The 24,117-nt window shown below is 72.9% G+C and carries 23 protein-coding genes and 1 tRNA gene; 10 read left to right on the forward strand and 14 right to left on the reverse strand.

The genetic code is table 11. The features are described from left to right. Positions 1 to 363 precede the first annotated feature (363 nt). Complete coding sequence (locus tag AB0O29_RS20820; protein WP_365153416.1) at positions 364 to 1,194, forward strand: response regulator transcription factor; 831 nt, start codon at positions 364 to 366, stop codon at positions 1,192 to 1,194. On the opposite strand, the gene AB0O29_RS20825 is transcribed toward AB0O29_RS20820, so the two are convergent. Next, the gene (locus tag AB0O29_RS20825) at positions 1,153 to 1,650 is read right to left on the reverse strand and encodes a MarR family transcriptional regulator (protein WP_079427661.1); all 498 of its coding nucleotides are present in this window, start codon (positions 1,648 to 1,650) and stop codon (positions 1,153 to 1,155) included. The two genes, AB0O29_RS20820 and AB0O29_RS20825, sit on opposite strands and share 42 nt — an antisense overlap. Positions 1,651 to 1,796: 146 nt before the next feature. Here AB0O29_RS20825 and AB0O29_RS20830 point away from each other — a divergent pair, with 146 nt between their 5' ends. Then, on the forward strand, positions 1,797 to 2,663 hold the full coding sequence (locus AB0O29_RS20830; RefSeq protein WP_365153418.1) for a trans-aconitate 2-methyltransferase: 867 nt from the start codon (positions 1,797 to 1,799) through the stop codon (positions 2,661 to 2,663). Between the two features lie 2 nt (positions 2,664 to 2,665). Next, complete coding sequence (locus AB0O29_RS20835) at positions 2,666 to 3,034, forward strand: VOC family protein (protein WP_365153453.1); 369 nt, start codon at positions 2,666 to 2,668, stop codon at positions 3,032 to 3,034. 94 nt (positions 3,035 to 3,128) lie between these two features. On the opposite strand, the gene AB0O29_RS20840 is transcribed toward AB0O29_RS20835, so the two are convergent. Both AB0O29_RS20840 and AB0O29_RS20845 read right to left on the reverse strand, forming a co-directional pair. After that, positions 3,129 to 3,803 carry a TetR/AcrR family transcriptional regulator gene (locus AB0O29_RS20840; RefSeq protein ID WP_344168497.1) on the reverse strand — a complete coding sequence of 225 codons (675 nt, stop codon included), beginning with the start codon at positions 3,801 to 3,803 and terminating at the stop codon, positions 3,129 to 3,131. Further along, positions 3,800 to 4,780: a fatty acid desaturase gene (locus AB0O29_RS20845; protein WP_365153421.1), complete on the reverse strand. Its 981-nt coding sequence runs from the start codon at positions 4,778 to 4,780 to the stop codon at positions 3,800 to 3,802. The genes AB0O29_RS20840 and AB0O29_RS20845 overlap by 4 nt, the downstream gene beginning before the upstream one ends. Positions 4,781 to 5,188: 408 nt before the next feature. Between AB0O29_RS20845 and ppc the strand changes: the two genes are divergently transcribed. After that, positions 5,189 to 7,882: a phosphoenolpyruvate carboxylase gene (gene ppc / locus AB0O29_RS20850; protein ID WP_365153455.1), complete on the forward strand. Its 2,694-nt coding sequence runs from the start codon at positions 5,189 to 5,191 to the stop codon at positions 7,880 to 7,882. Between the two features lie 66 nt (positions 7,883 to 7,948). Here the strand turns inward: ppc and pth are convergent, their stop codons facing one another. The 6 genes from pth to AB0O29_RS20880 all read right to left on the reverse strand — a co-directional run bounded on the left by pth (position 7,949) and on the right by AB0O29_RS20880 (position 13,080). Then, positions 7,949 to 8,539 carry an aminoacyl-tRNA hydrolase gene (gene pth / locus AB0O29_RS20855; RefSeq protein ID WP_365153423.1) on the reverse strand — a complete coding sequence of 197 codons (591 nt, stop codon included), beginning with the start codon at positions 8,537 to 8,539 and terminating at the stop codon, positions 7,949 to 7,951. 114 nt (positions 8,540 to 8,653) lie between these two features. Beyond that, on the reverse strand, positions 8,654 to 9,235 hold the full coding sequence (locus AB0O29_RS20860; RefSeq protein WP_365153425.1) for a 50S ribosomal protein L25/general stress protein Ctc: 582 nt from the start codon (positions 9,233 to 9,235) through the stop codon (positions 8,654 to 8,656). 187 nt (positions 9,236 to 9,422) lie between these two features. Next, entirely contained in the window at positions 9,423 to 10,400 is a 978-nt protein-coding gene (locus tag AB0O29_RS20865) for a ribose-phosphate diphosphokinase (RefSeq protein ID WP_365153427.1), read from the reverse strand. Between the two features lie 134 nt (positions 10,401 to 10,534). After that, positions 10,535 to 11,983, reverse strand: a complete 1,449-nt coding sequence (gene glmU, locus AB0O29_RS20870) for a bifunctional UDP-N-acetylglucosamine diphosphorylase/glucosamine-1-phosphate N-acetyltransferase GlmU (protein WP_365153428.1) — start codon at positions 11,981 to 11,983, stop codon at positions 10,535 to 10,537. 109 nt (positions 11,984 to 12,092) lie between these two features. Continuing rightward, a tRNA-Gln gene (locus tag AB0O29_RS20875) sits at positions 12,093 to 12,164 on the reverse strand. Positions 12,165 to 12,171: 7 nt separating this feature from the next. Continuing rightward, positions 12,172 to 13,080: a hypothetical protein gene (locus AB0O29_RS20880; RefSeq protein WP_365153430.1), complete on the reverse strand. Its 909-nt coding sequence runs from the start codon at positions 13,078 to 13,080 to the stop codon at positions 12,172 to 12,174. A gap of 131 nt (positions 13,081 to 13,211) precedes the next feature. Here AB0O29_RS20880 and AB0O29_RS20885 point away from each other — a divergent pair, with 131 nt between their 5' ends. Further along, entirely contained in the window at positions 13,212 to 14,465 is a 1,254-nt protein-coding gene (locus AB0O29_RS20885) for a histidine kinase (protein WP_365153431.1), read from the forward strand. 18 nt (positions 14,466 to 14,483) lie between these two features. Here AB0O29_RS20885 and AB0O29_RS20890 read toward each other — a convergent pair whose 3' ends face one another. Together AB0O29_RS20890 and AB0O29_RS20895 are read right to left on the reverse strand one after the other, a co-directional pair. Continuing rightward, positions 14,484 to 15,047: an SUKH-3 domain-containing protein gene (locus tag AB0O29_RS20890; RefSeq protein WP_365153433.1), complete on the reverse strand. Its 564-nt coding sequence runs from the start codon at positions 15,045 to 15,047 to the stop codon at positions 14,484 to 14,486. A gap of 5 nt (positions 15,048 to 15,052) precedes the next feature. Continuing rightward, on the reverse strand, positions 15,053 to 15,601 hold the full coding sequence (locus tag AB0O29_RS20895) for a YwqJ-related putative deaminase (protein ID WP_365153435.1): 549 nt from the start codon (positions 15,599 to 15,601) through the stop codon (positions 15,053 to 15,055). A gap of 229 nt (positions 15,602 to 15,830) precedes the next feature. Between AB0O29_RS20895 and AB0O29_RS20900 the strand changes: the two genes are divergently transcribed. The 3 genes from AB0O29_RS20900 to AB0O29_RS20910 all read left to right on the forward strand — a co-directional run bounded on the left by AB0O29_RS20900 (position 15,831) and on the right by AB0O29_RS20910 (position 20,550). Beyond that, a complete protein-coding gene (locus AB0O29_RS20900; RefSeq protein ID WP_365153437.1) occupies positions 15,831 to 16,844 on the forward strand; it encodes an SMI1/KNR4 family protein in 1,014 nt (337 codons plus the stop codon). Between the two features lie 7 nt (positions 16,845 to 16,851). Beyond that, a complete protein-coding gene (locus tag AB0O29_RS20905; protein ID WP_365153439.1) occupies positions 16,852 to 19,494 on the forward strand; it encodes an SUKH-4 family immunity protein in 2,643 nt (880 codons plus the stop codon). Between the two features lie 168 nt (positions 19,495 to 19,662). Beyond that, complete coding sequence (locus AB0O29_RS20910; RefSeq protein ID WP_365153441.1) at positions 19,663 to 20,550, forward strand: cellulose-binding protein; 888 nt, start codon at positions 19,663 to 19,665, stop codon at positions 20,548 to 20,550. Positions 20,551 to 20,630: 80 nt separating this feature from the next. Here the strand turns inward: AB0O29_RS20910 and AB0O29_RS20915 are convergent, their stop codons facing one another. Further along, positions 20,631 to 21,479 (reverse strand): alpha/beta hydrolase, encoded by an 849-nt coding sequence (locus AB0O29_RS20915; RefSeq protein ID WP_365153442.1) that lies wholly within the window; start codon positions 21,477 to 21,479, stop codon positions 20,631 to 20,633. A gap of 81 nt (positions 21,480 to 21,560) precedes the next feature. On the opposite strand from AB0O29_RS20915, the gene AB0O29_RS20920 reads away from it, so the two are divergent. Together AB0O29_RS20920 and AB0O29_RS20925 are read left to right on the forward strand one after the other, a co-directional pair. Then, positions 21,561 to 22,121 carry an ABATE domain-containing protein gene (locus tag AB0O29_RS20920; RefSeq protein ID WP_365153444.1) on the forward strand — a complete coding sequence of 187 codons (561 nt, stop codon included), beginning with the start codon at positions 21,561 to 21,563 and terminating at the stop codon, positions 22,119 to 22,121. Further along, a complete protein-coding gene (locus tag AB0O29_RS20925; protein ID WP_365153446.1) occupies positions 22,121 to 22,459 on the forward strand; it encodes a hypothetical protein in 339 nt (112 codons plus the stop codon). The genes AB0O29_RS20920 and AB0O29_RS20925 overlap by 1 nt, the downstream gene beginning before the upstream one ends. On the opposite strand, the gene AB0O29_RS20930 is transcribed toward AB0O29_RS20925, so the two are convergent. Further along, complete coding sequence (locus tag AB0O29_RS20930) at positions 22,456 to 23,310, reverse strand: hypothetical protein (protein WP_365153447.1); 855 nt, start codon at positions 23,308 to 23,310, stop codon at positions 22,456 to 22,458. The genes AB0O29_RS20925 and AB0O29_RS20930 overlap by 4 nt on opposite strands. Positions 23,311 to 23,391: 81 nt before the next feature. Beyond that, positions 23,392 to 24,117: MFS transporter (locus AB0O29_RS20935; protein WP_365153449.1), on the reverse strand; the 726-nt coding region annotated here is incomplete at its 5' end.

Consider the following 24,117-nt stretch of genomic DNA (forward strand, 5'->3'; position numbering starts at 1 on the left):
TGCGTACGCCGGGTGAAATGCACCCCGTGCAACTGCCCGGGGCACGCGCCGGTCGGAAAATCACCCTCCCGGGCTTCCGGACAGTCGAAATCCGGCCATGCGAAAGGCCGTTGCGGACCCAGGAACCCGAAAACAGCTCGGAAAACTTCTGCTATTCGGCCAACCACGGGACGCCGCCCGCTCTACGCTGATGCGTGACACCGGTGGGGGCCGGTGTTGATTCAGGGGTCGAGACACGCCGGGTACGGCGTCCGGTCCCGGGTAGGTGCACAGGTGTCGCGGCGGCGGCCGCGGCGGCCTCGTGGGCCACCCGGTCCCGGCGTCGTACCCGTAGTCGTCCGTTCCCCGACCCTTGGGGGTTTTGTGGTTCGTATCCGGGTCCTGGTGGTCGACGACCACCGCATCTTCGCCGAATCTCTCGCAGCCGCGCTCGCGGCCGAGCCGGACGTGGACGTGTCCGCGGCCGGCAGCGGTCCCGCGGCCCAGCGCTGCCTCGAACGCGCGGCGGCGGAAGGCCGCCGCTTCGACGTGCTGCTCGTCGACGCCGACCTCGGCGCGTCCGGCGCACCGGGAGCGACGGGCGCCCCTGCGGCGCCCGCCCCGCCCGGCGCCGCCGCCGGCACGGGCGGCGTCCTGCCCGTACCGGGCCAGCGGGCGCACGGCGCCCCGTCCCCTCCGGCGGACGGCATCGCACTGGTCGCCGGGGTGCGCACCGCCCACCCCGGCGTCCGCACCGTCGTCCTCGCCGAGCGGGACGACGCCCGCCGGGCCGCCCTCGCCCTCCAGGCCGGGGCCTCCGGCTGGGTGGCGAAGGACTGCTCGCTGTCGCGGCTGCTCGCCGTGATCCGGGGGGTGCTGCGGGAGGAGACCCATCTGCCGCCCGCGCTGCTCACCGGGGTGCTGCGGGAGCTGACGGCGGCCCGCAAGCACCGCACCGACAGCGAGCGGCTGGTGGAGTCCCTCACCCCGCGCGAGCACGAGGTGCTGCGCTGCATGGTGGCGGGGCTGGGCCGCAAGGACGTGGCGGCCCGGCTGTTCCTGTCCCCGCACACCGTCCGCACCCACATGCAGAACGTGCTGGGCAAGCTCGGGGTGCACTCCACCCTGGCGGCCGTGGCCCTGGCCCGGCGGGCCGGAGTGCGGCCGGCGGAGCTATCCGGGGATGTTGTCGAACGGAGCGGTCAACTGGCGTAGCAGGCCCGCCAGGTCGACGCGTTCGGCCGTGGAGAGCTGGGCCAGGATCGCCCGTTCCTGGGCCAGCAGCCCCGCCAGGGACTGGTCGGCGCGGTCGCGCCCCTCGGGGGTCAGCCGCACCAGTACGCCGCGCCGGTCGCTGGGGTCCGGCAGCCGCTCGACGAGGCCCTTCTTGGCCAGCCGGTCGATGCGGTTGGTCATGGTGCCGGAGGTGACGAGCGTCTGCGTCAGCAGCTGCCCGGGGGAGAGCTGGTACGGGGCTCCGGCGCGCCGCAGCGAGGTCAGGACGTCGAACTCCCACGGTTCGAGGCCGTGCTCGGAGAAGGCCAGCCTGCGGGCGCGGTCGAGGTGGCGTGCGAGCCGGCTGACGCGGCTGAGTACTTCGAGCGGTTCCACGTCGAGGTCAGGGCGCTCTCGCCGCCATGCCGCGACCAGTCGGTCGACCTCGTCCTCCATGCGGATCAGTGTACGGGGTCTGTCGACATGAAGTCTCTTCAAATCGAGAATCTTGACATCGAGATATATTCTGGCGGAGCATGGGGCATGGAGGGGGCCGGAACAGCTTCCGCTTCCGACCGCCCCACCAGTAGGGAGGCTCGAACATGCATTCCGATATCGCGCGGGCCGTGCGCCCCCACTCCATGGACGGCACCAGCCCGTCCGCACCCGTCTGGGACCCCCACCAGTACCTGCGCCACGCCGGCCACCGAACCCGCCCCTTCCTCGACCTGCTGACCCGCATATCCGAGCTCCCCACCGACCCCGCGCGCATCGCCGACCTCGGCTGCGGCCCCGGCAACGTCACCGCCCTCCTCGCCGACCGCTGGCCCGAGGCCCACATCACCGGCTTCGACCTCTCCCCCGAGATGCTCCGCCTCGCCGACGCCGAACACGCCGGACCCACCCCCGGCGGCGGCCGCCTCGACTTCCGCCACGGCGACATCGCCGGCTGGATGCCCGAGGAGACCTACGACCTGATCGTCTCCAACGCCGCCCTCCAGTGGGTCCCCAGCCACCCCGGCTCCTTCGCCTCCTGGATCAACGGCCTGCGGCCCGGCGGAACCTTCGCCTTCCAGATCCCCGGCAACTTCACCGCTCCCAGCCACCGGCTCCTCGCCGAGCTCTGCGACACCCCGCGCTGGCGCGAGCGCCTCGGCGGACACGGCGCCCGCTACGTCCACATCCTCGAACCCGCCGAGTACCTCGCCCGGTTCACCGAGCTCGGCTGCGCCGTCGACGTCTGGGAGACCACCTACTACCAGATGCTCCAGGGCCCCGACCCCGTCCTCGACTGGGTCAAGGGCACCGCCCTGCGCCCCGTCCTCACCGTCCTCGGCGACGACCGCGACGCCGCCGACCGGTTCCTCGCCGAATACCGCGAGGCCCTGCGCCTGGCCTACCCCGGCGGCCCGAGGGGCACCGTCTTCCCCTTCCGCCGCATCTTCGCCATCGCCCGCAAGGAGGCTTGACCGTGCTGACCGCCGTCGACCACGTCCAGCTCGCCGCACCCCCCGGCTCCGAGGACAAGCTCCGCGCCTACTACCAAGGCGTCCTGGGCATGACCGAGATCTCCAAACCCCCCGTCCTCGCCGCGCGCGGGGGCTGCTGGTTCGCCGCGGGCGCGGTACAGCTGCACCTGGGAGTGGAAGAGGACTTCCGGCCCGCCCGCAAGGCGCACCCCGGACTGCGCGTGAGCGGCATCGAGGAGTACGCCGGCAGACTCCGCGAACGCGGCGCCGACGTCGTCTGGGACGACGACCTGCCGGGCCACCGGCGCTTCTACTCGCACGACCCCGTCGGCAACCGGCTGGAGTTCCTCGAACCCCGCACCGGCAACTGAACCACCCCCGCCCGACCCGGCGGACCCGCACGCACGACGGCGCCCCGTCACCGGGAAACCCGGTGACGGGGCGCCGTCGCGCTCCGCGCGGACCTCAGCTCTTGCGGTGGCCCACCAGCCGCGGCCGCGCCTCCAGGTGCTCCAGCCCGTGCCAGGCCAGGTTCACCAGATGCGCCGCCACCTCCGCCTTCTTCGGCCGCCGCGTCTCCAGCCACCACTGCCCCGTCAGCGCCACCATCCCCACCAGCGCCTGCGCGTACAGCGGAGCCAGCTTCGGATCGAACCCCCGCGCCTTGAACTCCAGCCCCAGGATGTCCTCCACCTGCGTGGCGATGTCACTGATCAGCGACGCGAACGTCCCCGTCGACTGCGCCACCGGCGAATCCCGCACCAGGATCCGGAAACCGTCCGTATAGCTCTCGATGTAGTCCAGCAGCGCGAACGCCGCCTGCTCCAGCAGCTCCCGCGGATGCCCGGCCGTCAGCGCGCCCGTCACCCCGTCCAGCAACTGGCGCATCTCACGGTCCACCACCACCGCGTACAGGCCCTCCTTGCCGCCGAAGTGCTCGTACACCACCGGCTTGGACACCCCGGCCTTGGCCGCGATCTCCTCCACCGACGTGCCCTCGAACCCCTTCTCGGCGAACAGGGTGCGGCCGATGTCCAGCAGTTGCTGGCGCCGCTCGGCGCCCGTCATCCGGACCCGGCGACCCCGCCTGGGCTTGTCGCTGCTGGTACTGCTGCCGTCGATCGCCACGTCCCCCATCATGCCGCGTTCGAGCGCTTGTCCTTGCGCCGGGCGTCGATCCTCGCCCCCGACGGCCAGCGCACGTCCGAGGCCCACCCCGCCAGCTCGAACCAGCGGATCAGCCGCGCACTCGAATCCACCTGACCGCGCAGCACGCCGTGGCGCGCCGACGTCGGATCCGCGTGGTGCAGGTTGTGCCACGACTCACCGCACGACAGCACCGCCAGCCACCACACGTTCCCGCTGCGGTCCCGCGACCGGAACGGCCGCCTGCCCACCGCGTGACAGATCGAGTTGATCGACCACGTCACGTGGTGCAGCAGCGCCACCCGCACCAGCGAGCCCCAGAAGAACGCCGTGAACGCGCCCCACCACGACATCGTCACCAGACCCCCCACCAGCGGCGGGATCGCCAGCGACACCACCGTCCAGAACGCGAAGTCACGGCTGATCCGCCGGATCGCCGGGTCCTTGACCAGATCCGGCGCGTACTTCCGCTGGTCCGTCTGCTCCTCGTCGAACAGCCAGCCGATGTGCGCCCACCACAGGCCCTTCACCAACGCCGGCAGCGTCTCCCCGAACCGCCACGGCGAATGCGGGTCACCCTCGTGATCGGAGAACCTGTGGTGCTTGCGGTGATCCGCCACCCAGCGCACCAGCGGACCCTCCACCGCCAGGGAGCCCATCACCGCCAGCGCGATCCGCAGCGGCCGCTTCGCCTTGAAGGAACCGTGCGTGAAGTACCGGTGGAAGCCGATGGTGATCCCGTGGCACGTCAGGAAGTACATGAACACCATCAGGCCGAGGTCCAGCCAGCTCACCCCCCGGCCCCAGGCCAGCGGCACCGCCGCCAGCAGCGCCAGGAACGGCACGGTGATGAACAGCAGCAGCGCCACCTGCTCCACGGAGCGCTTCTGCTCACCGCCGCGCGTCGCGGACGGCACGGGGGTACCGGAGGGCGTCGGCGCGCCCTCCATCAGATCGGGACTGAGGGTCATCGGAGATCCCCTGGAGGGTGAGAAGCCGGCAGGTGCCCCGGCCACGGCCCCAGACCTACGGACCCGTAACCTACGGCAACGTAAGTATGGCAAAACCGGCCCCCGCGGCAAGAGGAGCACGCCCGCACCACGCCGCCCCGCCAGTACACGGGCCCACTCTGCCGGGGCACAGGGACCCGCCGCCTATCCTGGTGTCGTCGGACAGCGCGGTCCGCACGGGCAGCCCGGGCTGCGCACCACCATCGGCACCGCCGGACGCGCACCCCCGGGAGCCCACAGCCCAGTAGCGCTCGAACACTGCAAGGAGCCGCACCTGTGAGCAGTGCTGACCAGGCCCCCCAGGCCCCCGTCACCCAGCCCGCCGACCCGTCCGACCGCACGCGCGCCGCGCAGACGGCCAACGCGGAACTGCGCGCCGACATCCGCCGCCTCGGCGACCTCCTCGGCGAAACCCTCGTACGCCAGGAGGGCCAGGACCTCCTCGACCTCGTCGAACGCGTCCGCGCACTCACCCGCACCGACGGCGAGGCCGCCGCCGAGCTGCTCGGCGACACCGACCTGGAGACCGCCGCCAAGCTGGTGCGCGCCTTCTCCACCTACTTCCACCTCGCCAACATCACCGAGCAGGTCCACCGCGGCAAGGAGCTGCGCGCCCACCGCGCCGCCGAGGGCGGGCTCCTCGCCCGCACCGCCGACATGCTCAAGGACGCCGACCCCGAGCACCTGCGCGAGACGGTCAAGAACCTCAACGTCCGCCCCGTCTTCACCGCACACCCCACCGAGGCCGCCCGCCGCAGCGTCCTCAACAAGCTCCGGCGCATCGCCGCCCTCCTCGAAGAGCCCGTCACCGGAGCCGGCGACCGCCGCCGCCACGACCTGCGCCTCGCCGAGAACATCGACCTCGTCTGGCAGACCGACGAACTCCGCGTCGTCCGCCCCGAGCCCACCGACGAGGCCCGCAACGCCATCTACTACCTCGACGAACTCCACGCCGACGCCGTCGGCGACGTCCTCGAGGACCTGGCCGCCGAACTCCAGCGCGTCGGCGTCGAACTCCCCGCCGGCACCCGCCCCCTCACCTTCGGCACCTGGATCGGAGGCGACCGCGACGGCAACCCCAACGTCACCCCCGACGTCACCCGCGACGTCCTGATCCTCCAGCACGAACACGGCATCACCGACGCCCTGGAACTCATCGACTTCCTGCGCGGACTGCTCTCCAACTCCATCCGCTACACGGGCGCCACGGAGGAACTCCTCACCTCCCTCCAGGCCGACCTCGAACGCCTCCCCGAGATCAGCCCCCGCTACAAGCGCCTCAACGCCGAAGAGCCCTACCGCCTCAAGGCCACCTGCGTCCGCCAGAAGCTCCTCAACACCCGCGAACGCCTCGCCAAGGGCACCCCCCACGAGGAAGGCCGCGACTACCTCGGCACCGCCGAGCTCCTCACCGACCTCACCCTCATCCAGACCTCCCTGCGCGAACACCGCGGCGCCCTCTTCGCCGACGGCCGCATGGACCGCACCATCCGCACCCTGGCCGCCTTCGGCCTCCAGCTCGCCACCATGGACGTCCGCGAGCACGCCGACGCCCACCACCACGCCCTCGGCCAGCTCTTCGACCGGCTCGGCGAGGAGTCCTGGCGCTACACCGACATGCCCCGCGACTACCGGCAGAAGCTCCTCGCCAAGGAACTCCGCTCCCGCCGCCCCCTCGCACCCACCCCCGCACCCCTCGACGCCGCCGGCCAGAAGACCCTCGGCGTCTTCTCCGCCATCAAGGACGCCTTCGAGAAGTTCGGCCCCGAGGTCATCGAGTCCTACATCATCTCGATGTGCCAGGGCGCCGACGACGTCTTCGCCGCCGCCGTCCTCGCCCGCGAGGCAGGCCTCCTCGACCTCCACGCCGGCTGGGCCAAGATCGGCATCGTCCCCCTCCTGGAGACCACCGACGAGCTCCGCGCCGCCGACGTCATCCTCGACGAGATGCTCGCCGACCCCTCCTACCGGCGCCTCGTCTCCCTGCGCGGCGACGTCCAGGAGGTCATGCTCGGCTACTCCGACTCCAGCAAGTTCGGCGGCATCACCACCAGCCAGTGGGAGATCCACCGCGCCCAGCGCCGGCTGCGCGACGTGGCCCACCGCCACGGCGTACGCCTGCGCCTCTTCCACGGCCGCGGCGGCACCGTCGGCCGCGGCGGCGGCCCCTCCCACGACGCGATCCTCGCCCAGCCCTGGGGCACCCTCGAAGGCGAGATCAAGGTCACCGAGCAGGGCGAGGTCATCTCCGACAAGTACCTCGTCCCCTCACTGGCCCGCGAGAACCTGGAACTGACCGTCGCGGCCACCCTCCAGGCCTCCGCCCTGCACACCGCCCCCCGCCAGTCCCCCGACGCCCTCACCCGCTGGGACGCGGCCATGGACATCGTGTCCGACGCCGCCCACTCCGCCTACCGCGAACTCGTCGAGGACCCCGACCTCCCCGCCTACTTCTTCGCCGCCACCCCCGTCGACCAGCTCGCCGACCTCCACCTCGGCTCCCGGCCCTCCCGCCGCCCCGACTCCGGCGCCGGCCTCGACGGCCTGCGCGCCATCCCCTGGGTCTTCGGCTGGACCCAGTCCCGCCAGATCGTCCCCGGCTGGTACGGCGTCGGCTCCGGCCTCAAGGCCCTGCGCGAATCCGGCCAGGACGACGCCCTCGGCGAGATGGGCCAGAAGTGGCACTTCTTCCGCAACTTCCTGTCCAACGTCGAGATGACCCTCGCCAAGACCGACCTGCGCATCGCCCGCCACTACGTGGACACGCTCGTCCCCGAGCACCTCAAGCACGTCTTCGCCCGCATCGAGGCCGAGCACGAGCTCACCGTCCGCGAGGTCCTGCGCATCACCGGCGGCGAGGAGCTCCTCGACTCCCAGCCCGTCCTCCAGCAGACCTTCGCCGTCCGCGACGCCTACCTGGACCCCATCTCCTACCTCCAGGTCTCCCTCCTGGCCCGCCAGCGCGCCGCCGCCGCCCGCGGCGAGACCCCCGACCCGCTCCTGGCCCGCGCCCTGCTGCTGACCGTCAACGGAGTCGCCGCCGGCCTGCGCAACACCGGCTGACCCCCGCCCGCACGCACGGAAGCCCCCGCCGGAACCGGCGGGGGCTTCCCCGTGTCCTGCGGCCGATCAGGAGTTGTAGGCCGACTGCGCCCGCTCCAGACCCTCCTGGACCAGACACTCCACCGCGTCCGCCGACCGGTCCACGAACCAGTCCAGCTCCTTGCGCTCCGTCGAGGAGAAGTCCTTCAGCACGAAGTCCGCCACCTGCATCCGCCCCGGCGGCCGGCCGATCCCGCACCGCACCCGGTGGTAGTCCGCGCCCATCGACTTCGTCATCGACTTCAGCCCGTTGTGGCCGTTGTCCCCGCCGCCCAGCTTCAGCCGCAGCGTCGCGTAGTCGATGTCCAGCTCGTCGTGGACCGCCACCACCCGCTCCAGCGGCACCTTGTAGAAATCGCGCAGCGCCGTCACCGGACCGCCCGACAGGTTCATGAACGACATCGGCTTCGCGATCACCACCCGCCGGTTCGCCGGCCCCGGAGCGCCCATCCGGCCCTCCAGCACCTGCGCCCGCGCCTTGTGCGCCTTGAACCTGCCGCCGATCCGCTCGGCCAGCAGGTCGGCCACCATGAAGCCGATGTTGTGGCGGTTGCCGGCGTACTCCGCCCCCGGGTTCCCCAGACCGACGATCAGCCAGGGTGCCGCGTCGTCCGACATCAAAAGCTCCTTAAGGCCTTGCCTAGTCCTGCCATGAACGAAGACGACCGCCGTCCCGCTCCAGTGGAGCCGGACGGCGGTCGGTCAGCAACTGCTGAGGGGGAACGGCGAGGCTCAGGCCTCGTCGCCCGCGGCCTCGGCGGCCGGCTCCTCGGCCTGCGGGGCGACGACCTGCAGGACGGCGGTCTCACCGTCGACGGCCAGCGCGGTGCCGGCCGGCAGGACCAGGTCGGAGGCGTGCACCGTGGCACCGGCCTCCAGGCCCGCGATCGAGACGGTGATCTCGGTCGGGATGTGGGTGGCCTCGGCCTCGACGGCGACGGTGGTGAGGAGGGTCTCCAGCAGGTTGCCGCCGGCGGCCAGGTCGCCCTCGGTCACGACGGGAACCTCGACGGTGACCTTCTCGCCCTTCTTGACGATCAGGAAGTCGACGTGGGTCAGGGTGCGCTTGACCGGGTGACGCTGGATCGCCTTCGGGATGACCAGCTCGGTGCCGTCGCCCGCGATGTCCAGGGAGAGCAGGACGTTCGGGGTCTTGAGCGCCATCATCAGGCCGTGGCCCTCGACGTCGACGTGCTTCGGGGTGGAGCCGTGGCCGTAGATGACACCGGGGACCAGGCCGTCGCGGCGGGCCTGACGGGCGGCGCCCTTGCCGAAGTTGGAACGGGTGGAAGCGGAAAGCTTGACCTCGGACATGCTCACTCCTCGTGGGGTGACGGAAACGGAAGACAGTCACCCGGCCGAAACGGCCTGCTACGAAGAGCGCGTCGATAACGGAGCACCCGTACCGGAAAACAGGTACGGCCTCCCTCGCCGAGCAACTCATCGAGTGTACCCGGCGGGAAGGCCGTACCCAAAAGGATCTAGCGAGGGCCCCTGGGGCCTACTGCTGCTCCTCGAACAGGCTCGTCACCGAACCGTCCTCGAACACCTCGCGCACCGCGCGGGCGATCATCGGCGCGATCGACAGGACCGTGATCTTGTCGAGCTCCAGGTCGGACGGGTCGGGCAGGGTGTTCGTGAAGATGAACTCGCTGACCTTCGAGTTCTTCAGACGGTCGGCCGCCGGACCCGACAGGATGCCGTGCGTGGCCGTCACGATGACGTCCTCCGCGCCGTGCGCGAACAGCGCGTCGGCGGCGGCGCAGATCGTGCCACCCGTGTCGATCATGTCGTCGACCAGGACGCAGACGCGGCCCTTGACCTCACCCACGACCTCGTGGACCGTCACCTGATTGGCGACGTCCTTGTCGCGGCGCTTGTGCACGATCGCCAGCGGCGCGTCCAGACGGTCGCACCAGCGGTCGGCCACGCGCACGCGGCCGGCGTCCGGGGAGACCACCGTCAGCTTGCTGCGGTCCACCTTGGCGCCCACGTAGTCCGCGAGGACGTTCAGCGCCGACAGGTGGTCCACCGGGCCGTCGAAGAAGCCCTGGATCTGGTCCGTGTGCAGGTCGACCGTCAGGATGCGGTCCGCACCCGAGGTCTTCAGCAGGTCCGCCACCAGACGCGCCGAGATCGGCTCGCGGCCCTTGTGCTTCTTGTCCTGACGGGCGTACCCGTACGACGGGATGATCACCGTGATGGAACGAGCCGACGCGCGCTTCAGCGCGTCGATCATGATGAGCTGCTCCATGATCCACTTGTTGATCGGAGCCGTGTGGCTCTGGATCAGGAAGCAGTCCGCGCCACGCGCCGACTCCTGGAAGCGGACGTAGATCTCACCGTTCGCGAAGTCGAAAGCCTTGGTCGGCACCAGGCTGACCCCCAGCTGGTGCGCGACCTCCTCGGCCAGCTCGGGGTGGGCGCGGCCGGAGAAGAGCATCAGCTTCTTCTCGCCGGTCGTCTTGATCCCGGTCACAGCACTGTCTCCTCAGACGTGTGAAAAGCTGCTCGCCCCCGTGTACGTCCGTCCCGCACACGGTGAGCCAGCCGAATTGCGTGCACCTATCACGGTACGCCGTCCCGGGCGTACTCGTTTCCGGTCAGTTCACCTCAGCGGTGGCCGGAGTCCTTCTCGGACGAGGACTGCGCGGCCGTCGCGGCGGCGCTGCCGGGCCGCTTGCGGGCCACCCAACCCTCGATATTCCGCTGCTGGCCGCGCGCCACGGCGAGCGCGCCCGCCGGAACGTCCTTCGTGATCACCGATCCGGCGGCCGTGTAGGCGCCGTCCCCGATCGTGACCGGCGCCACAAACATGTTGTCCGAACCCGTCTTGCAATGTGAGCCGACGGTGGTGTGGTGCTTGTGCTCGCCGTCGTAGTTCACGAAGACGCTGGCCGCGCCGATGTTCGTGTACTCGCCGATGGTCGCGTCGCCGACGTAGGAGAGGTGCGGCACCTTCGTGCCCTCGCCGATCTTCGCGTTCTTCATCTCGACGTACGTGCCGGCCTTCGCCTTCGCGCCCAGGTCCGTCCCCGGACGCAGGTACGCGAACGGGCCGACGGTCGCCCCGTCGCCGATCACGGCGCCGTCGGCCACGGTGTTGTCCACCCGGGCGCCCGCGCCCACGCGGGTGTCCTTCAGGCGGGTGTTCGGGCCGACCTCGGACCCCTCGCCGACGTGGGTGGCGCCCAGCAGCTGGGTGCCGGGGTGGATCAGGGCGTCCTGCCCGAAGGTGACGGTCACGTCCACGAACACGCTGCCCGGGTCCACGACGGTCACGCCCGCGAGCATGGCCTGCTCCAGCAGGCGCGCGTTCAGCAGGGCGCGGGCCTCGGCGAGCTGCACGCGGTTGTTGATCCCGAGGATCTGCCGGTGGTCGGCGCCGACCGCCGCGCCGACGCGGTGTCCCGCCTCGCGCAGGATCCCGAGCACGTCGGTGAGGTACTCCTCGCCCTGGCTGTTGTCGGTGCGGACCTTGCCGAGGGCGTCGGCGAGGAGGGCGCCGTCGAAGGCGAAGACCCCGGAGTTGATCTCGCGGATCGCGCGCTGGCCCTCGGTGGCGTCCTTGTGCTCGACGATCGCGGTGACGGCGCCGGTCGCGGGGTCGCGGACGATGCGGCCGTAGCCGGTGGAGTCGGGGACCTCGGCGGTGAGGACGGTGACGGCGTTGCCGTCGGCCGCGTGGGTGGCGGCGAGGGCGCGCAGGGTCTCCCCGGTCAGCAGCGGGGTGTCGCCGCAGACGACGATGACGGTCCCGTCGACGGTGCCGCCGAGCTCCTCCAGGGCCATCCGGACGGCGTGGCCGGTGCCGTTCTGCTCGTACTGGACGGCGGTGCGGACGCCGGCGTCGACGCCGGCGAGGTGCGCGGTCACCTGCTCGCGGGCGTGGCCCACGACGACGACGAGGTGGGTCGGGTCGAGCTCGCGGGAGGCGGCGACCACGTGACCGACGAGCGAGCGCCCGCAGATCTCGTGCAGGACCTTGGGGGTCGCGGACTTCATGCGGGTGCCCTCACCCGCTGCGAGTACGACGACGGCTGCCGGGCGGGTTGCGCTCACGGGTGTGCCCTTCGGCTTCGGGGGTGGACCCGTGAAGGATAGCGGGGGGCCACGGGTCGAAAACGAAGCCGGGTCCCGACCTTGAGGTCAGGACCCGAACATGGCTTTGCTCCCCCGCCAGGACTCGAACCCGGACATAGGACTCCAAAGGTCCCAGTGCTGCCGATTACACCACAGGGGATAGCAAATCAATCCAAATCGGACATCCAGCTCTTCTGGTCGGGATTGATCGCTCCTACTATGCCGCACCAAGCCCCCTCGATGCGACGGTGTAGATCGGCGCCTTTCAGTACTCGTACCGCCAGGCAGCCGTGGTACCCGTCACCTGTGTTCTTTCGGTTGGTGAGGGGGTTGTGGCGCTTCAGGGTGGTCTTGCCGAAGTGCGAGGCGTCGAGCCCGACCACTTCGGCCCAGTACTCCTCGGACGCTATGACGTCGGCGGTTTCGTGGATCTGAAGGGTGAAGCGGAGCCGGTCGTCCGTCACGCCCATCATGCGAAGCCATGCCAGGAACGTCCGGATCATGTCGGGGTCGCTGTTGACGAACTTGACCTGGTGGTGCGGCCTGGCCTTCGCCCCCTCGGCCCAGTAGAGGGCAATGCCGATGAGGAACAGTTCCCTCTCGGTGATCGTCCCGACCGCCTCGCGCGCCGCTGTTCGCGTGGTCTCGTATGCGGCCTTCCTGCGGTCATGGGCTTCCCGTCGGCCCTGCTGTGCTCGCTCCATGTTTGTGCCCAGCGGGCTTGCTCGCCGCTCGGGCTTCGGGAGGTCGCGGACCCAGAGGGAGATCGAGCTCTTCGAGCAGCCCAGTTCGAGCTGGATCTGGTCGTACGTCATGCCCTGGAGGCGGAGTTCCCTGGCCCGGTCACGGAGGTCGTCCTTGGCGTTGGGGCGCCTCGTCCATTCCGGTGCGGGTTCGCCCTCCAGGAGACGGTTGAGGATGTCGTTGTTGTGGACGTGCAGCCGGTCGCGGATCTGGCGGCGGCTGAGGCCCTCGCGGCGGAGTGTGACGGCCTGCTCGCGGAGGGACTCGAAGGTCGCGGCCCCGCTGCGGAGGCCGCCGGTGCCGTCGCCGGGGCGACGTCGGATTTCGCTCATGCCGTCACTGTCGTCCGGAATGTGGGATTCAGGTCCCGTATGCCGGGCGGTTCAGTCGTACGTGCGATTACCCCGCGTTCGCCGGAATTTCGTTCGGCGGCGTGCTGCGGCCGCTGCGTACGCTGGGCGGTATGACCAGTACGGGGGATGTGCGGGACGGGGCCGGGCGGGACGGGCCCTGGTGGTGGGAGCGGCGGCGGGGGGTCGTGCTCGACGGGGGGCTGGGGGTCGTCTCGGCCGTCGAGTGCGCCCTGGAGGGGGCTCCGTTCGCGCGTGACGCCGGGCTGCCGGTGGCGCTCGGGGTGGTGTTCGGGGTCTTCGTGGGGGCCGTGCTGGTGCTGCGGCGGCGGTGGCCGGTCGCCGTGGTGCTGGTGGGGATCGCCGTGACGCCGGCGGCGATGGGGTTCCTGCTCGGGGTGGTGGGGCTGTACACGCTGGCCGCCTGCGAGGTGCCCCGGCGGGTCACGGCCACGCTGGCGTCGATGTCGCTGGCCGGGACGTTCGTCGTCACCTATCTGCGGACGCGGGGGGACGTGGACGGGGAGGGCGCGCTGGTGTTCGTGCTGTCCGCGTTCATGGCGGTGGCGCTGACCGTGCCGCCGGTGCTGCTCGGGCTGTACGTGGGGGCGCGGCGGCGGCTGATGGAGAGCCTGCAGGAGCGGGCGGACTCGCTGGAGCGGGAGCTGTCGCTGCTGGCCGACCGGGCGGAGGAGCGGGCGGAGTGGGCGCGTCAGGAGGAGCGGACGCGGATCGCGCGGGAGATGCACGACGTGGTGGCGCACCGGGTGTCGCTGATGGTGGTGCACGCGGCGGCGTTGCAGGCGGTGGCCGGGAAGGACCCGGAGAAGGCGGTGCGCAACGCGGCGCTGGTGGGTGACATGGGGCGCCAGGCGTTGACGGAGCTGCGGGAGATGCTGGGGGTGCTGCGGGCGCCGGGGACGCCGGTGCGGGCGGTGGCTCCGGTGGCGGTGGCGGCGGCGCCGGTGGGGGAGGAGGGGCCTTCGCTGGCGGAGCTGGAGGTGCTCGTGGGGCAGTCGCGGGCGGCGGGGATGAGCGTCGAGATGGTGGTGCAGGGGGAGCGCTGCGGGTACGCGGCGGAGGTGGAGCAGACGGCGTACCGGGTGGTGCAGGAGGCGCTGACGAACTGCCACAAGCACGCTCCGGGCGCGCGGGTCGTCGTACGGCTGGCGCACCGGGAGGGGGAGGTGGCGATGCAGGTGGAGAACGGGCCGTGTGAGGGGGAGGCGCGGGGGGCGGATCTGCCGAGCGGGGGGAACGGCCTCGTAGGGATGCGGGAGCGGGTGCTGGGGCTGGGCGGGGTGTTCGTGTCGGGGCCCACGGACGGGGGCGGGTTCAAGGTGTCGGCGGTGCTGCCGTCGAGGTAGGTCCCGCCCCCGGCCGGGTCAGGGTTCGGTGGTGAGGCGGGCGGGCTGGAGGCCGGTGAGGAGGAGGGTGAGGGCCTCGTCGAGGGTGTTGCCGAGGTACCAGTCGCCGGTGTGGTCGACGAGGTAGGTGCGGCCTTCGCGGTCGATGGCGAGGTGGGCGCCGCCGCCGGTGTCGGAGCCGAGGGGGCAGAGCTGGGTGGAGAGGGCCCGGCCGAGGTCGGCGAAGGTGCGGGCGAGGTGGAGCCCGGTCAGGGGGTCGAGGCGGACCGGGGTGGGGGCTATCTGGCGGCCGGGTCCGGGGGCGGTGATCGTGAGGCCGCCGAACTCGGCCCAGGCCTCGACGGCGGCCGGGAAGACGGTGTGGCGGTGGCCGGCGGGGGTGGTGTGGTCGCGCAGGGCGTCGGCCCAGTACTCGGCCTGCTTGATGTCCCAGCGGCCGGGTTCCCAGCCGGCGGTGCGCAGGGCGGCGTCGACGCCGACGGGGAAGCGGTTGGCGGAGGAGCGGCCGTAGGAGGCGGATGCGGCGGAGGCGGCGGAGGCGGCCGAGGCCGGCGTGGCCGAGGAGGCTGAGGAGGCGGTCATGGTGGCTACTCGGGCTGGGTGAGGTCGACGGGTCGTACGCCGAAGTGGTTGAGGAGCGCGTCACAGGAGCGGCAGGGGGGTGCGTAGCTGCCGTGGAGGGGGTCGCCGTCCTCGCGGATGCGGCGGGCGGTGATCTTGGAGTGCTTCAGGGCGCGGCGGGCCTCGCTCGCGGTGAGGGGCTTGCGGGAGGCGCGTCTGCTGCGGGCGCCTTCGACGGTGGTGAGGTGGCGGGAGAGGAGTATCGCCTCGGGACATCGGCCGGTGAAGCGTTCCCGCTGGCCGCTGGTGAGGGTGTCGAGGAAGTCCTGGACGAGGGGGTGCAGTACGGGGGGCCGGTCGCCCTTCCCGGCGGTGCCGGTGAGGGTTTCGCCGCGTACGGAGAGGGCGGCGGCGACGGTGGGCAGGATGCCGTCCCGGCGGAAGCGGAGCACGGGCGGGGTGTGGGGTCCGGCCGCGCTGCTCCAGCGCAGGCGGGGGTCGCCGGCCGGGCCGGCCTCGGTGCTCTGCCCGCGGTCCGCGCGGGGTGCCGCATTGTGCGTGGTCGCTGTCTGCATGGTGCCTCTTCCCTCCCGTGGCGGCGGTGGTGGCCGCTGTCGCGCACGCCCCCGTGCCGCGGGGACAGCCTGTCAAATGTCCGCTGTCACGTGGAAGCGGGGTCGAATATTCGTATCAATTCGGATGTTCCCGCCCGGCGCGCCCCTGCGGGGGCCGGGCGCGGGTGAGGGTCTTGCCCGAGCACATAGGCTGTGGTGAACCAGCCAGATCCAGCAGGGGGCCACCACCATGACGACAGGTCGGCTCGGGCAGCAGGCCGTGCCACCCAACGCCGCGTACGCGGGGCAGGTCGTGCATTTCCCGGACCCGGTCCGGGCCGCTCGGCATCCCCACGGCGTGCGGATGGACGGGGACGGTCATCCCGATTTCTCGCGGTACGCGCGGGCGGCCGTCGAGATCGCCGAGCCCCCGGAGGGTTTCGGTGCGGACGAGCTGCGGCTGACGGACTGCGTGTCCGCGAACGCGGCGATGCGGGCGGCGGGCCATCCGCTGTGGGACACGGTGGGGCCGGTGGCGACGCCGCACGGCTGGACGTGGCACCACGTCGCGGGTTCGCGGCGGATGGAGCTGGTCCCGGTCGAGGTGAAGGCGCTGCTGCGGCACCACGCGGGTCTGGCGACGGCTCCGGTGGACCACGAGAAGCGTGGCGGGCGGCCGCTCCAGGAGGTGCGGCCGGCGCACCTGGGGCTGCCGAAGTCGCTGGTGTCGGTGTCGGAGTCGCAGGTGCAGGGCGTCGAGGAGGACCTCGGCTACCGGCTTCCGGAGGCGTACCGCTCGTTCCTGAAGGCGGCGGGCGGGTGCGCGCCGGTGGGCGCGGGGCTGTTCGTGGAGCTGGGGATGCTGGTGGACCAGCCGTTCTTCACGGTGCGTGAGGAGGCGGCGGTCAACGACCTCGTCTACATCAACAAGTGTCTGCGGGACCACCTGACGAAGGACTACCTGTGCGTGGCCTTCGTGCAGGGCGGGCTGCTGGCGGTGAAGGTGCGGGGCGATCAGGTCGGTTCCGTCTGGTTCTCCCCGTACGACGACGCGCGCGACCGGGACGGCTGGTCGGTGCAGGAGCGTGTGGAGCGGCTGTTGCTGCCGTGCGGTGCCGATTTCGATGCCTTCCTGGAGCGGTTGGCGGGGAACCCGCCGGAGCTGGAGACGGTGGCCGGTCTGATGGTGGACGGCGGATTCGCGCGCTCGGTTGCAGTGTCCGGGTCGGTTCCGGTGGCTGACGCCGCCATGGGTGAGGGGTGACGGCGTCGTGGTGACGTTCGCGCAGGCGCAGGAGCGCGCCGAGGAGTGGATCAACGGGGACGTGCCCGGGTACCAGCACCGCGAGGTGCGGGTGCGGGAGTTCGGGCTGGGCTTCGTGGTGTGGGCGGAGGACCGGGCCGGTGGTCCGGTGTCGGGTGGCGGCCGGCAGCGGCTGGTCATCGCGCGGGACAGCGGTGAGGTGACGCTGTGGCCGGGGCTGCCGGTGGGTGAGGTGATCCGGCGGTACGAGGAGGAGTACGGGGCGGCCGCGACGGCGGCGGCTTCGGAGGCCTCGGTTCCGCCGCCGCGGATCGACTCGGAGCAGACGTCGTTCATGCTGAGCCCGCCGGAGTGGCTGCAGCAGGCCGCGGACCGGGCGGGGATTCCGCCGGTGGTGGGGGCGGGGTCGGGGGCTTCCGGGTCGGCGTCCGGGGCCGGGGGTGGGGCTGGTTCTGGTTCCGGTCCTGGTTCTGGTTCTGCTTCCGGTCATTCCGCCGGTGGGTCCGGGGGCGGTGCGGCTCCGGCCGGGTCCGGGCCGTGGGCCGGTTCCGGTTCTGGTTCGGGTTCCGCCTCCGATGGTTCCGGGGCCGCTGCGGCTCCGGCCGGGTCCACGCCGTGGGCCGGGACGGATGTGAACCCGGGGGCCGATGACGGCTCGGTGCCGCTGCCCGCGACGGTGTTCGCGCCGCCGCTGTCCGGCTCCGACTTCGAGGACGCCCCGGCTTCCTCCGGCGCGGGCGCGGAGGCCAAGACCCAGCTGATGTCGGGTGGCAGCCAGCTGCCGAGGACCGCGATCGCTCCGGCACTGGCGCTCCAGGCGGAGGCCGCGGGTGCGGGTGCGGGTGCCGCGGGGGCGCCGGGTGGTGCGCCGCAGGGCGCCGGCCCGATGCCGCCCGTGCCGCCGGGGGCCGGCGCGCCGGGGATGCCCGGGGCGCCTGGTGCGTCTGGTGTGCCTGGCGCTCCGGCTGTGCCTGCGGCGCCCGGTGCGGCTGGTGGGCCGGGTGCTTCCGGTGGTTCTGGTGCACCTGGGATGCCTGGTGCTCCCGGTGCTCCCGGTGCTCCCGGTGCTCCCGGTGCTCCCGGTGCTCCCGGTGCGCCTGGTGCGCCCGGTGCTCCCGTGCCGCCTGTGCCCGGTGGGGTGCCTTCGGGTTCCGGTGGGGCCGGGGGTGCGGCCTATGCCGCGACGATGCTGGCCGCTCCCGGGACCGTTCCGACGCCGCCCGGTCCGCCGGCGCCGCCTTCCGCTCCCCCGGGTCCGCCCGGGGCTCCGGCCGCTCCCGGTTCCGGTTCGCTCGGCGGTGGGCTCGACTACGCCGCGACGATGCTGGCCGGTCCGGCCGTCGTGCAGCCGCCGCAGCCGCCCGGCCCGCCTGGTGCGCCCGGTGCGCCGGTGGGTCCGCCCGCGCCGCCCGGGCCGCCCGGTGGTTCGCTCGGCGGCGGGCTCGACCATGCCGCGACGATGCTGGCCGGTCCGGCCGTCGTGCAGCCGCCCCAGCCGCCCGGCCCGCCCGGTGCTCCCGGCGCGCCCGGTGCCCCCGGGGCTCCCGGTGCGCCCGGCGGCGGGATGCAGCACGCCGCGACGATGCTGGCCGGTCCCGGTGCCGTGCCGCCGCCCGGGCCGCCCTCCGCGCCGCCCGGCGGTCCGGCGGGGCAGCAGCCGGCCCCGTCCGGCGCGCCCACGGTCGGCCCCGGCTACCAGGCCGTGCTCCGCTACCGTGCGCCCGACGGCTCCGAGCAGCAGCTCATCCGCCGCTCGGCGCCCGGTACCCCGCACCCCGAGTGGCAGATCCTGTACGAGCTCCGCGCGATGAACGTGCCGCCGCAGCAGGTGCTGGAGCTGCACACCGAGCTGGCCTCCTGTGAGCTGCCCGGCGGCTACTGCGCCCGGATGATCCGGGAGACGTGGCCGCAGGTGCGGATCACGAGCGTGGCCCCGTACGGGACCGACCACGCCGGACGTCAGCAGGGCATGCGGCACCTGCTCACCCATCAGGGTGAGCTGCACCAGGTGGCGGACGGTCCGGCGCGTCCGGCGCCGGTCCGGGCGCCGCTGCCGCAGGTCCCGCTCCAGCCGGCGATCCCGATGGACGCGATCGCGCAGGAGCTGGCGGGGGCGTTCGGTCCGCAGGGCGTGTTCCGTTTCGACCAGCGGGCGGTGTCGCGCCAGGGCGTGCCGGAGATCGTGGCGCAGACCCTGATGTGGGCGGGTCTGCCGGTCGACTTCGGGCCGTTCTTCTGGGCGCAGGCGGTGCCGGGGCAGCCGGTGCCGACGCTGGCCGAGCTGGCCGCGCAGCGGCAGGTGCAGCCGGCGTCGGACGCGGGTTCGTACCTGGTCGTCGGCAGCGACTTCGGCAAGGCGCTGTGCGTGCAGTACGGGACGGCGCACATCGTGGCCGTTCCGGTGGAGGGCGGTCCGGGCGGGGCGCCCGTGCCGCCGCAGTTCGTGAACTCGAGCCTGCCGCAGTTCGCGCGGTCGCTGGCGATGCTGGGTCACATGTGGCGGCTGCGCCAGCATCTGACGCCGGAGCAGGCCGGGCGCTGGACCGTCGATTTCCAGGCGAATCTGGCGGGTCTCGACAGTGCGGCGCTGGCGTCTCCGGAGAGCTGGTGGTCGGTGCTGCTGGAGCAGATGTGGGACGGGCTGCTCTGACCGGGCCGGTGTGCCGACCGGTGTGCCGGCCGGTGTGCTGACCGGATGAATGGCCGGGCCGGGACCCTCGACGGGGGTCCCGGCCCGGCCATTCAGGCTTCTGGCCCCAAATGACGCATCCTTGACGGGAATCCCCGCGAGAGAGGCGCTTCCAGGATGAGTGCACCCATGTCACCTCACGGACCCCAGGGCTTCCCGACCGTGCGCGGCGGCCGCGGCTACCGGCCGGAGGACGTCGACCGGTACGTCGCCCGGCTGGCCGGCAGCCGGGACGAGGCCTGGGAACGGGTGGCGCGGCTGACCGTCCTGGCGCGGCAGATGGAGGAGGAGGCGGAGCGGCTGCGCGCGGCGGTCGCGTCGCTGGCCCCGCAGACGTACGACGAGCTGAGCGAGCGTGCCCGGCGGATCCTGTCGCTGGCCCAGGAGGAGGCGGAGGTCCTGCGGGCGGACGCGCGGGCGGACGCCGTGGAGGCGGCGGGCGCGGCCGAGGCGCACGCCGACCGGGTCGCGGAGCTGGCCCGGCACGACGCGGAGGCGGTGCGCGAGCAGACCGAGGTGCGGGCGCGGCAGGGGCTGCTGCGGGCGCAGCGGGAGGCGGACGGGGTACGGGCGGCGGCGCGCGAGGAGGCCGCGGGGTGGCGGGCCGATGCGCAGGCCGGGCTGGCGGAGACGCGGCGGCGTGCGCAGGCGCTGCTCGCGGAGCGGGAGCAGGAGCAGGTGGAGCGGCGGGACGCGGCCGAACGGGAGGCGGCGGCGCGGGAGGCGGAGCAGGAGGCGCGGCTCGCGGAGATGGAGCGGTACGCGCAGGCGCGGCTGGCGGAGGCGCGGCGGGGGTTCGCGGAGGCGGAGGAGTCGGCGCGGCACGGGCAGGAGGACGCGGAGGCGCGGGCGGCGGACCTGGTGGCGCAGGCGCGGGTGCGTCAGGAGCGGGTGGGGCGGGAGACGGACCGGATCCTGCGGGAGCACGCGGAGGCGCAGGAGGAGATGCGGGCCCACATGAACCACGTCCGCTCCAGCCTGGCGGCCCTGACGGGCCGGGCCCCGGCGGAGGGGTAGGGCGCCGCCGCCGCTGCCCCGGCCGGGCGGGCGGGGGGCGGGGCGCCGCCGTCGCCGCCGGCCCCCGGTCGGGGGCGGGGTCAGAGGCGGGGGAGGAAGTCCGCGATCAGCGGGGTGATCTCGTCGAGGTGGGTCTCCAGCGCGAAGTGTCCGGCGCCCTCGAAGACGTGGACCTCGGCCCCCGGAGCGTCCCGCAGGTAGGCCTTGGCCCCGGCGGGGGTGAAGAAGGGGTCCCCCGCGCCCCAGACGACGAGCAGCGGGACCCCCGAGTCGCGGATCCACGTCTGCCAGGCCGGGTAGTGGGCGAAGTTCGAGGCGTAGTCGAAGGCGAGGTCGGCCTGGGCGTCCCGGCGGCCGGGCAGGCCGAGGTAGTGGACGTCGAGGGTCCAGTTGTCGGGGGAGATCAGGGCGGGGTCGGCGACGCCGGTCTCGTACTGGAAGCGGGTGCCCTCCAGGGTGAACAGGGCGCGCACCCGTTCCTCGTTGCCCGGTTCCTCGCGCCGCAGTCCCGCGAAGGCGCGTGCTTCGTCGGAGAGGCCCTCGTCGTAGGCGTTGCCGTTCTGGACGATGAGGCCGGTGATCCGTTCGGGGCGCCGGGAGGCGAGGCGCAGGCCGACGGGGGCGCCGAAGTCGAAGACGTACAGGGCGAAGCGGTCCAGGGCGAGGGCGTCGGTGAACCCCTCCACGACGTCGGCGAGCCGGTCGAAGGTGTAGGTGAAGCCGGCCGGGGCGTCGGTGCGGCCGAAGCCGGGGTAGTCGGGGGCGATCAGCCGGTACGGGGTGCCGGCGAGGGCGTCCATGAGGCGGGTGAACTGGTGCGAGGCGGTGGGGAAGCCGTGCAGGAGCAGCAGGACGGGGCCGTCGGCGGGGCCGCTTTCGCGGTAGGCCACGGTCACGCCGTCGACGTCTACGGTGCGGTGCGCGATCATCACATGCCTCCAGTGGGTCAAGTGGCATTAGTCTCGGACGGAGATCGCTAATGTGTCAACTGGCCTTGTTAGCATTAGCCGGTGACGTTCTTTCCGTTGACCGGCGAGCCCCTCGCGCTCGATCTGCTGAACACCCGGCCCGCCGACGCCGGCGACCTCATCGCCGACCGGGCCGGTCTCGCGGCCTGGCTGGCGGTGGAGGGCGACCGGCTGAGCCGGGTCGTGGAGGTGGGGGAGGCCGAGGTGGCCGCCGTCCACGCCGTACGGGAGGCCGCCGGGCCGGCGCTCGAAGCCGCCCGGCGCGGTGAGCGCCCGCCGGCCGGGGCGCTGGAGGCGCTGAACCGGATCCTCGCCGCGGCCCCCGCCCACCGCGAGCTGTACTGGTCGGCGCTGACCGGGCCGATGGCCGCCCCCCACCGCGAGGCCGCCCCGGCGGCGCGGCTGGCCGCCGAGCTGGCGGACGCGGTGGTGGACCTGCTGACCGACGAGCGGGTGGCGTCGGTGCGCTCGTGCGAGGCGGACGACTGCGTGCTGCTGTTCCTTCCGGCGCACCCCCGGCGGCGCTGGTGCGTGGCGTCGGCCTGCGGGAACCGGGCGCGGGTGGCCCGTTACTACGCCCGGCACAAGGAGGGGCGGGTCTGATGGACATGGACGGGCTGACCGAGAACGAGTACGCGTTCGTGCTCAACGCGTCGGAGATCGACATCCTGCCCGGGGTCTGGGGTGACCTGGTGGAGGAGGACAAGGAGAAGCCGGTCTCCTTCCTCGTCCCGATCCTGCTGCGGCTCGTCGACCAGGGGTGGGTGAGGGTGCACCGGGTGGTCCCCTGGACCTCGCCCGGCGGCACCCCCGGCTACCGGCCGGGCCCCGTGGTCGACCGCGCGGACCTGCCGGCCGTCCTCGCGGACCCCGGGGAGTGGGAGTACCCCGAGGAGTTCGACTGGATCGGCAAGCTCACCCTGACCAGGGCGGACGTCTAGCCCGCCGGCCGCGCCGCCGCCGGCTGCGGGGCGGCCGGCGCCGCCTCGTGGCGGTAGGGGTCGCTGCGCAGGCCGCGGGAGGTGACCACCACCGTGAACGGGGGTTTCAGCTCCGCCGGGAGGGTGGCCGTGAGGGTGCCCGTCGACGGGTCCTGGGCGGCCGGGAGCGGCGTGTCGTCCACCGTGAGGCGGGGGTCGGTGAAGCCGCCGCCCTCGACCGTGAGCACCCCGTCCGCGCCGACGGCCGCGTGGGTGATCACCGGGTTGCCGCGGGTGGCGATCTTGTTCACCAGGTACGCCCCCGCCGGAGCGCCGGTCAGCGCCCAGATCTCGGAGGGGAGTTCGGGCAGGCCGCCGCCCACGTCGGAGAGGAAGAACAGGACGACGTAGAGCATGGTGACCGCGCTCAGCGCCACGTACTGGAGGTCCATGAGGTCGGTGCGGCCGCCGTCGTTGGCGATGAGCTCCCGCAGCGGCCGGCGCCCCGTGGCGGTGGGCTTGGGGGCCGGCTTGGCCATGGTGCCGTTCTCCACCCTGATCCCGACGACCGTCTTCGCCGCGATCAGGGCGACGTAGGGGCCGCCCAGCAGCGGGAGGTAGACCGGGGTGAGGGAGGCCAGCGGGCCGTGCTCGCCGCGGAAGTAGCCGACCCCGCCGCCCGCGGTGAGCCCGTAGCCGAGGATCGCGAGCAGCAGCCAGACCAGGATCACCGTCCAGGCCAGCGCCAGGGTGGTGGAGGTGGAGAGGCGGCCGTCGCGTCCGGTGACGAAGCCCGGGCTGCGGTACAGGCGCAGCGCGACGGGCCCGGCCAGGGCGGCCAGTAACGCCAGTGCGAAGAGTGCGGATGTCATGTCGTCGTCCCCCCGGGTGATGCGGTCTCCGGGAAGAGCCTCACCCGAACAGGGAGGGCATGACAAGTTGTCAAGCGGCCGTCATTCGTGTTCCGGCAGGACCGGGAAGCGCCTCGGCGCCACGAGCAGCAGCACCAGCAGCGCCGTCACCCCGGCGAACGCCGCGCCGAGGAAGATGTGGTCCACCGCGGCGGCCACCGCCCCCCGCAGGTGCTCCGACGCGGCCCGCGAGAGGCCGCCGGGCTCCGCCAGGGCCCGCGAGACGTCGTCCAGCCGGTGCGGCAGCCCCGGCAGCGGCTCCCGTGCCAGCCGGGCGGCGACGGTCGCGTTGGCCACCGCCCCCATCAGCGCGGCCCCCACGGCCTGCCCGACGGTGCGGCAGAACAGCACCGAGGCGGTCGTGGTGCCGCGCTCGGCCCAGTCCACCGTGGACTGCACCCCGACCACCAGCGGCAGCTGGAACAGGCCCAGCGCCCCGCCCAGCAGGAACATGATCAGCGCCGGCTGCCAGACCGGCGCCGGGTGCGGGAGCAGGGCGAAGCCGAACAGGACCAGCGAGGCCAGCCCCATCCCCAGGGCGGCGGTGTCGCGGAAGCCGATGCGCCGGTAGACGTGCTGGCAGACGGCGGCCGTCAGGGGCCAGCTCAGGGTCATCAGGGCCGTCACCAGCCCCGCACCGACCGGCCCGAGGCCGAGCACGGACTGGGCGTAGGTCGGCATGAACACCATCGGGGCGACCATCAGCAGCCCCAGCGCCCCCATCGCCAGGTTGACGGCGGCGATGGTCCGCCGCCGCCACACCCACCC

The organism is Streptomyces sp. NPDC089915, assembly GCF_040684675.1.
In the GTDB taxonomy this organism is placed as follows: Bacteria; Actinomycetota; Actinomycetes; order Streptomycetales; family Streptomycetaceae; genus Streptomyces.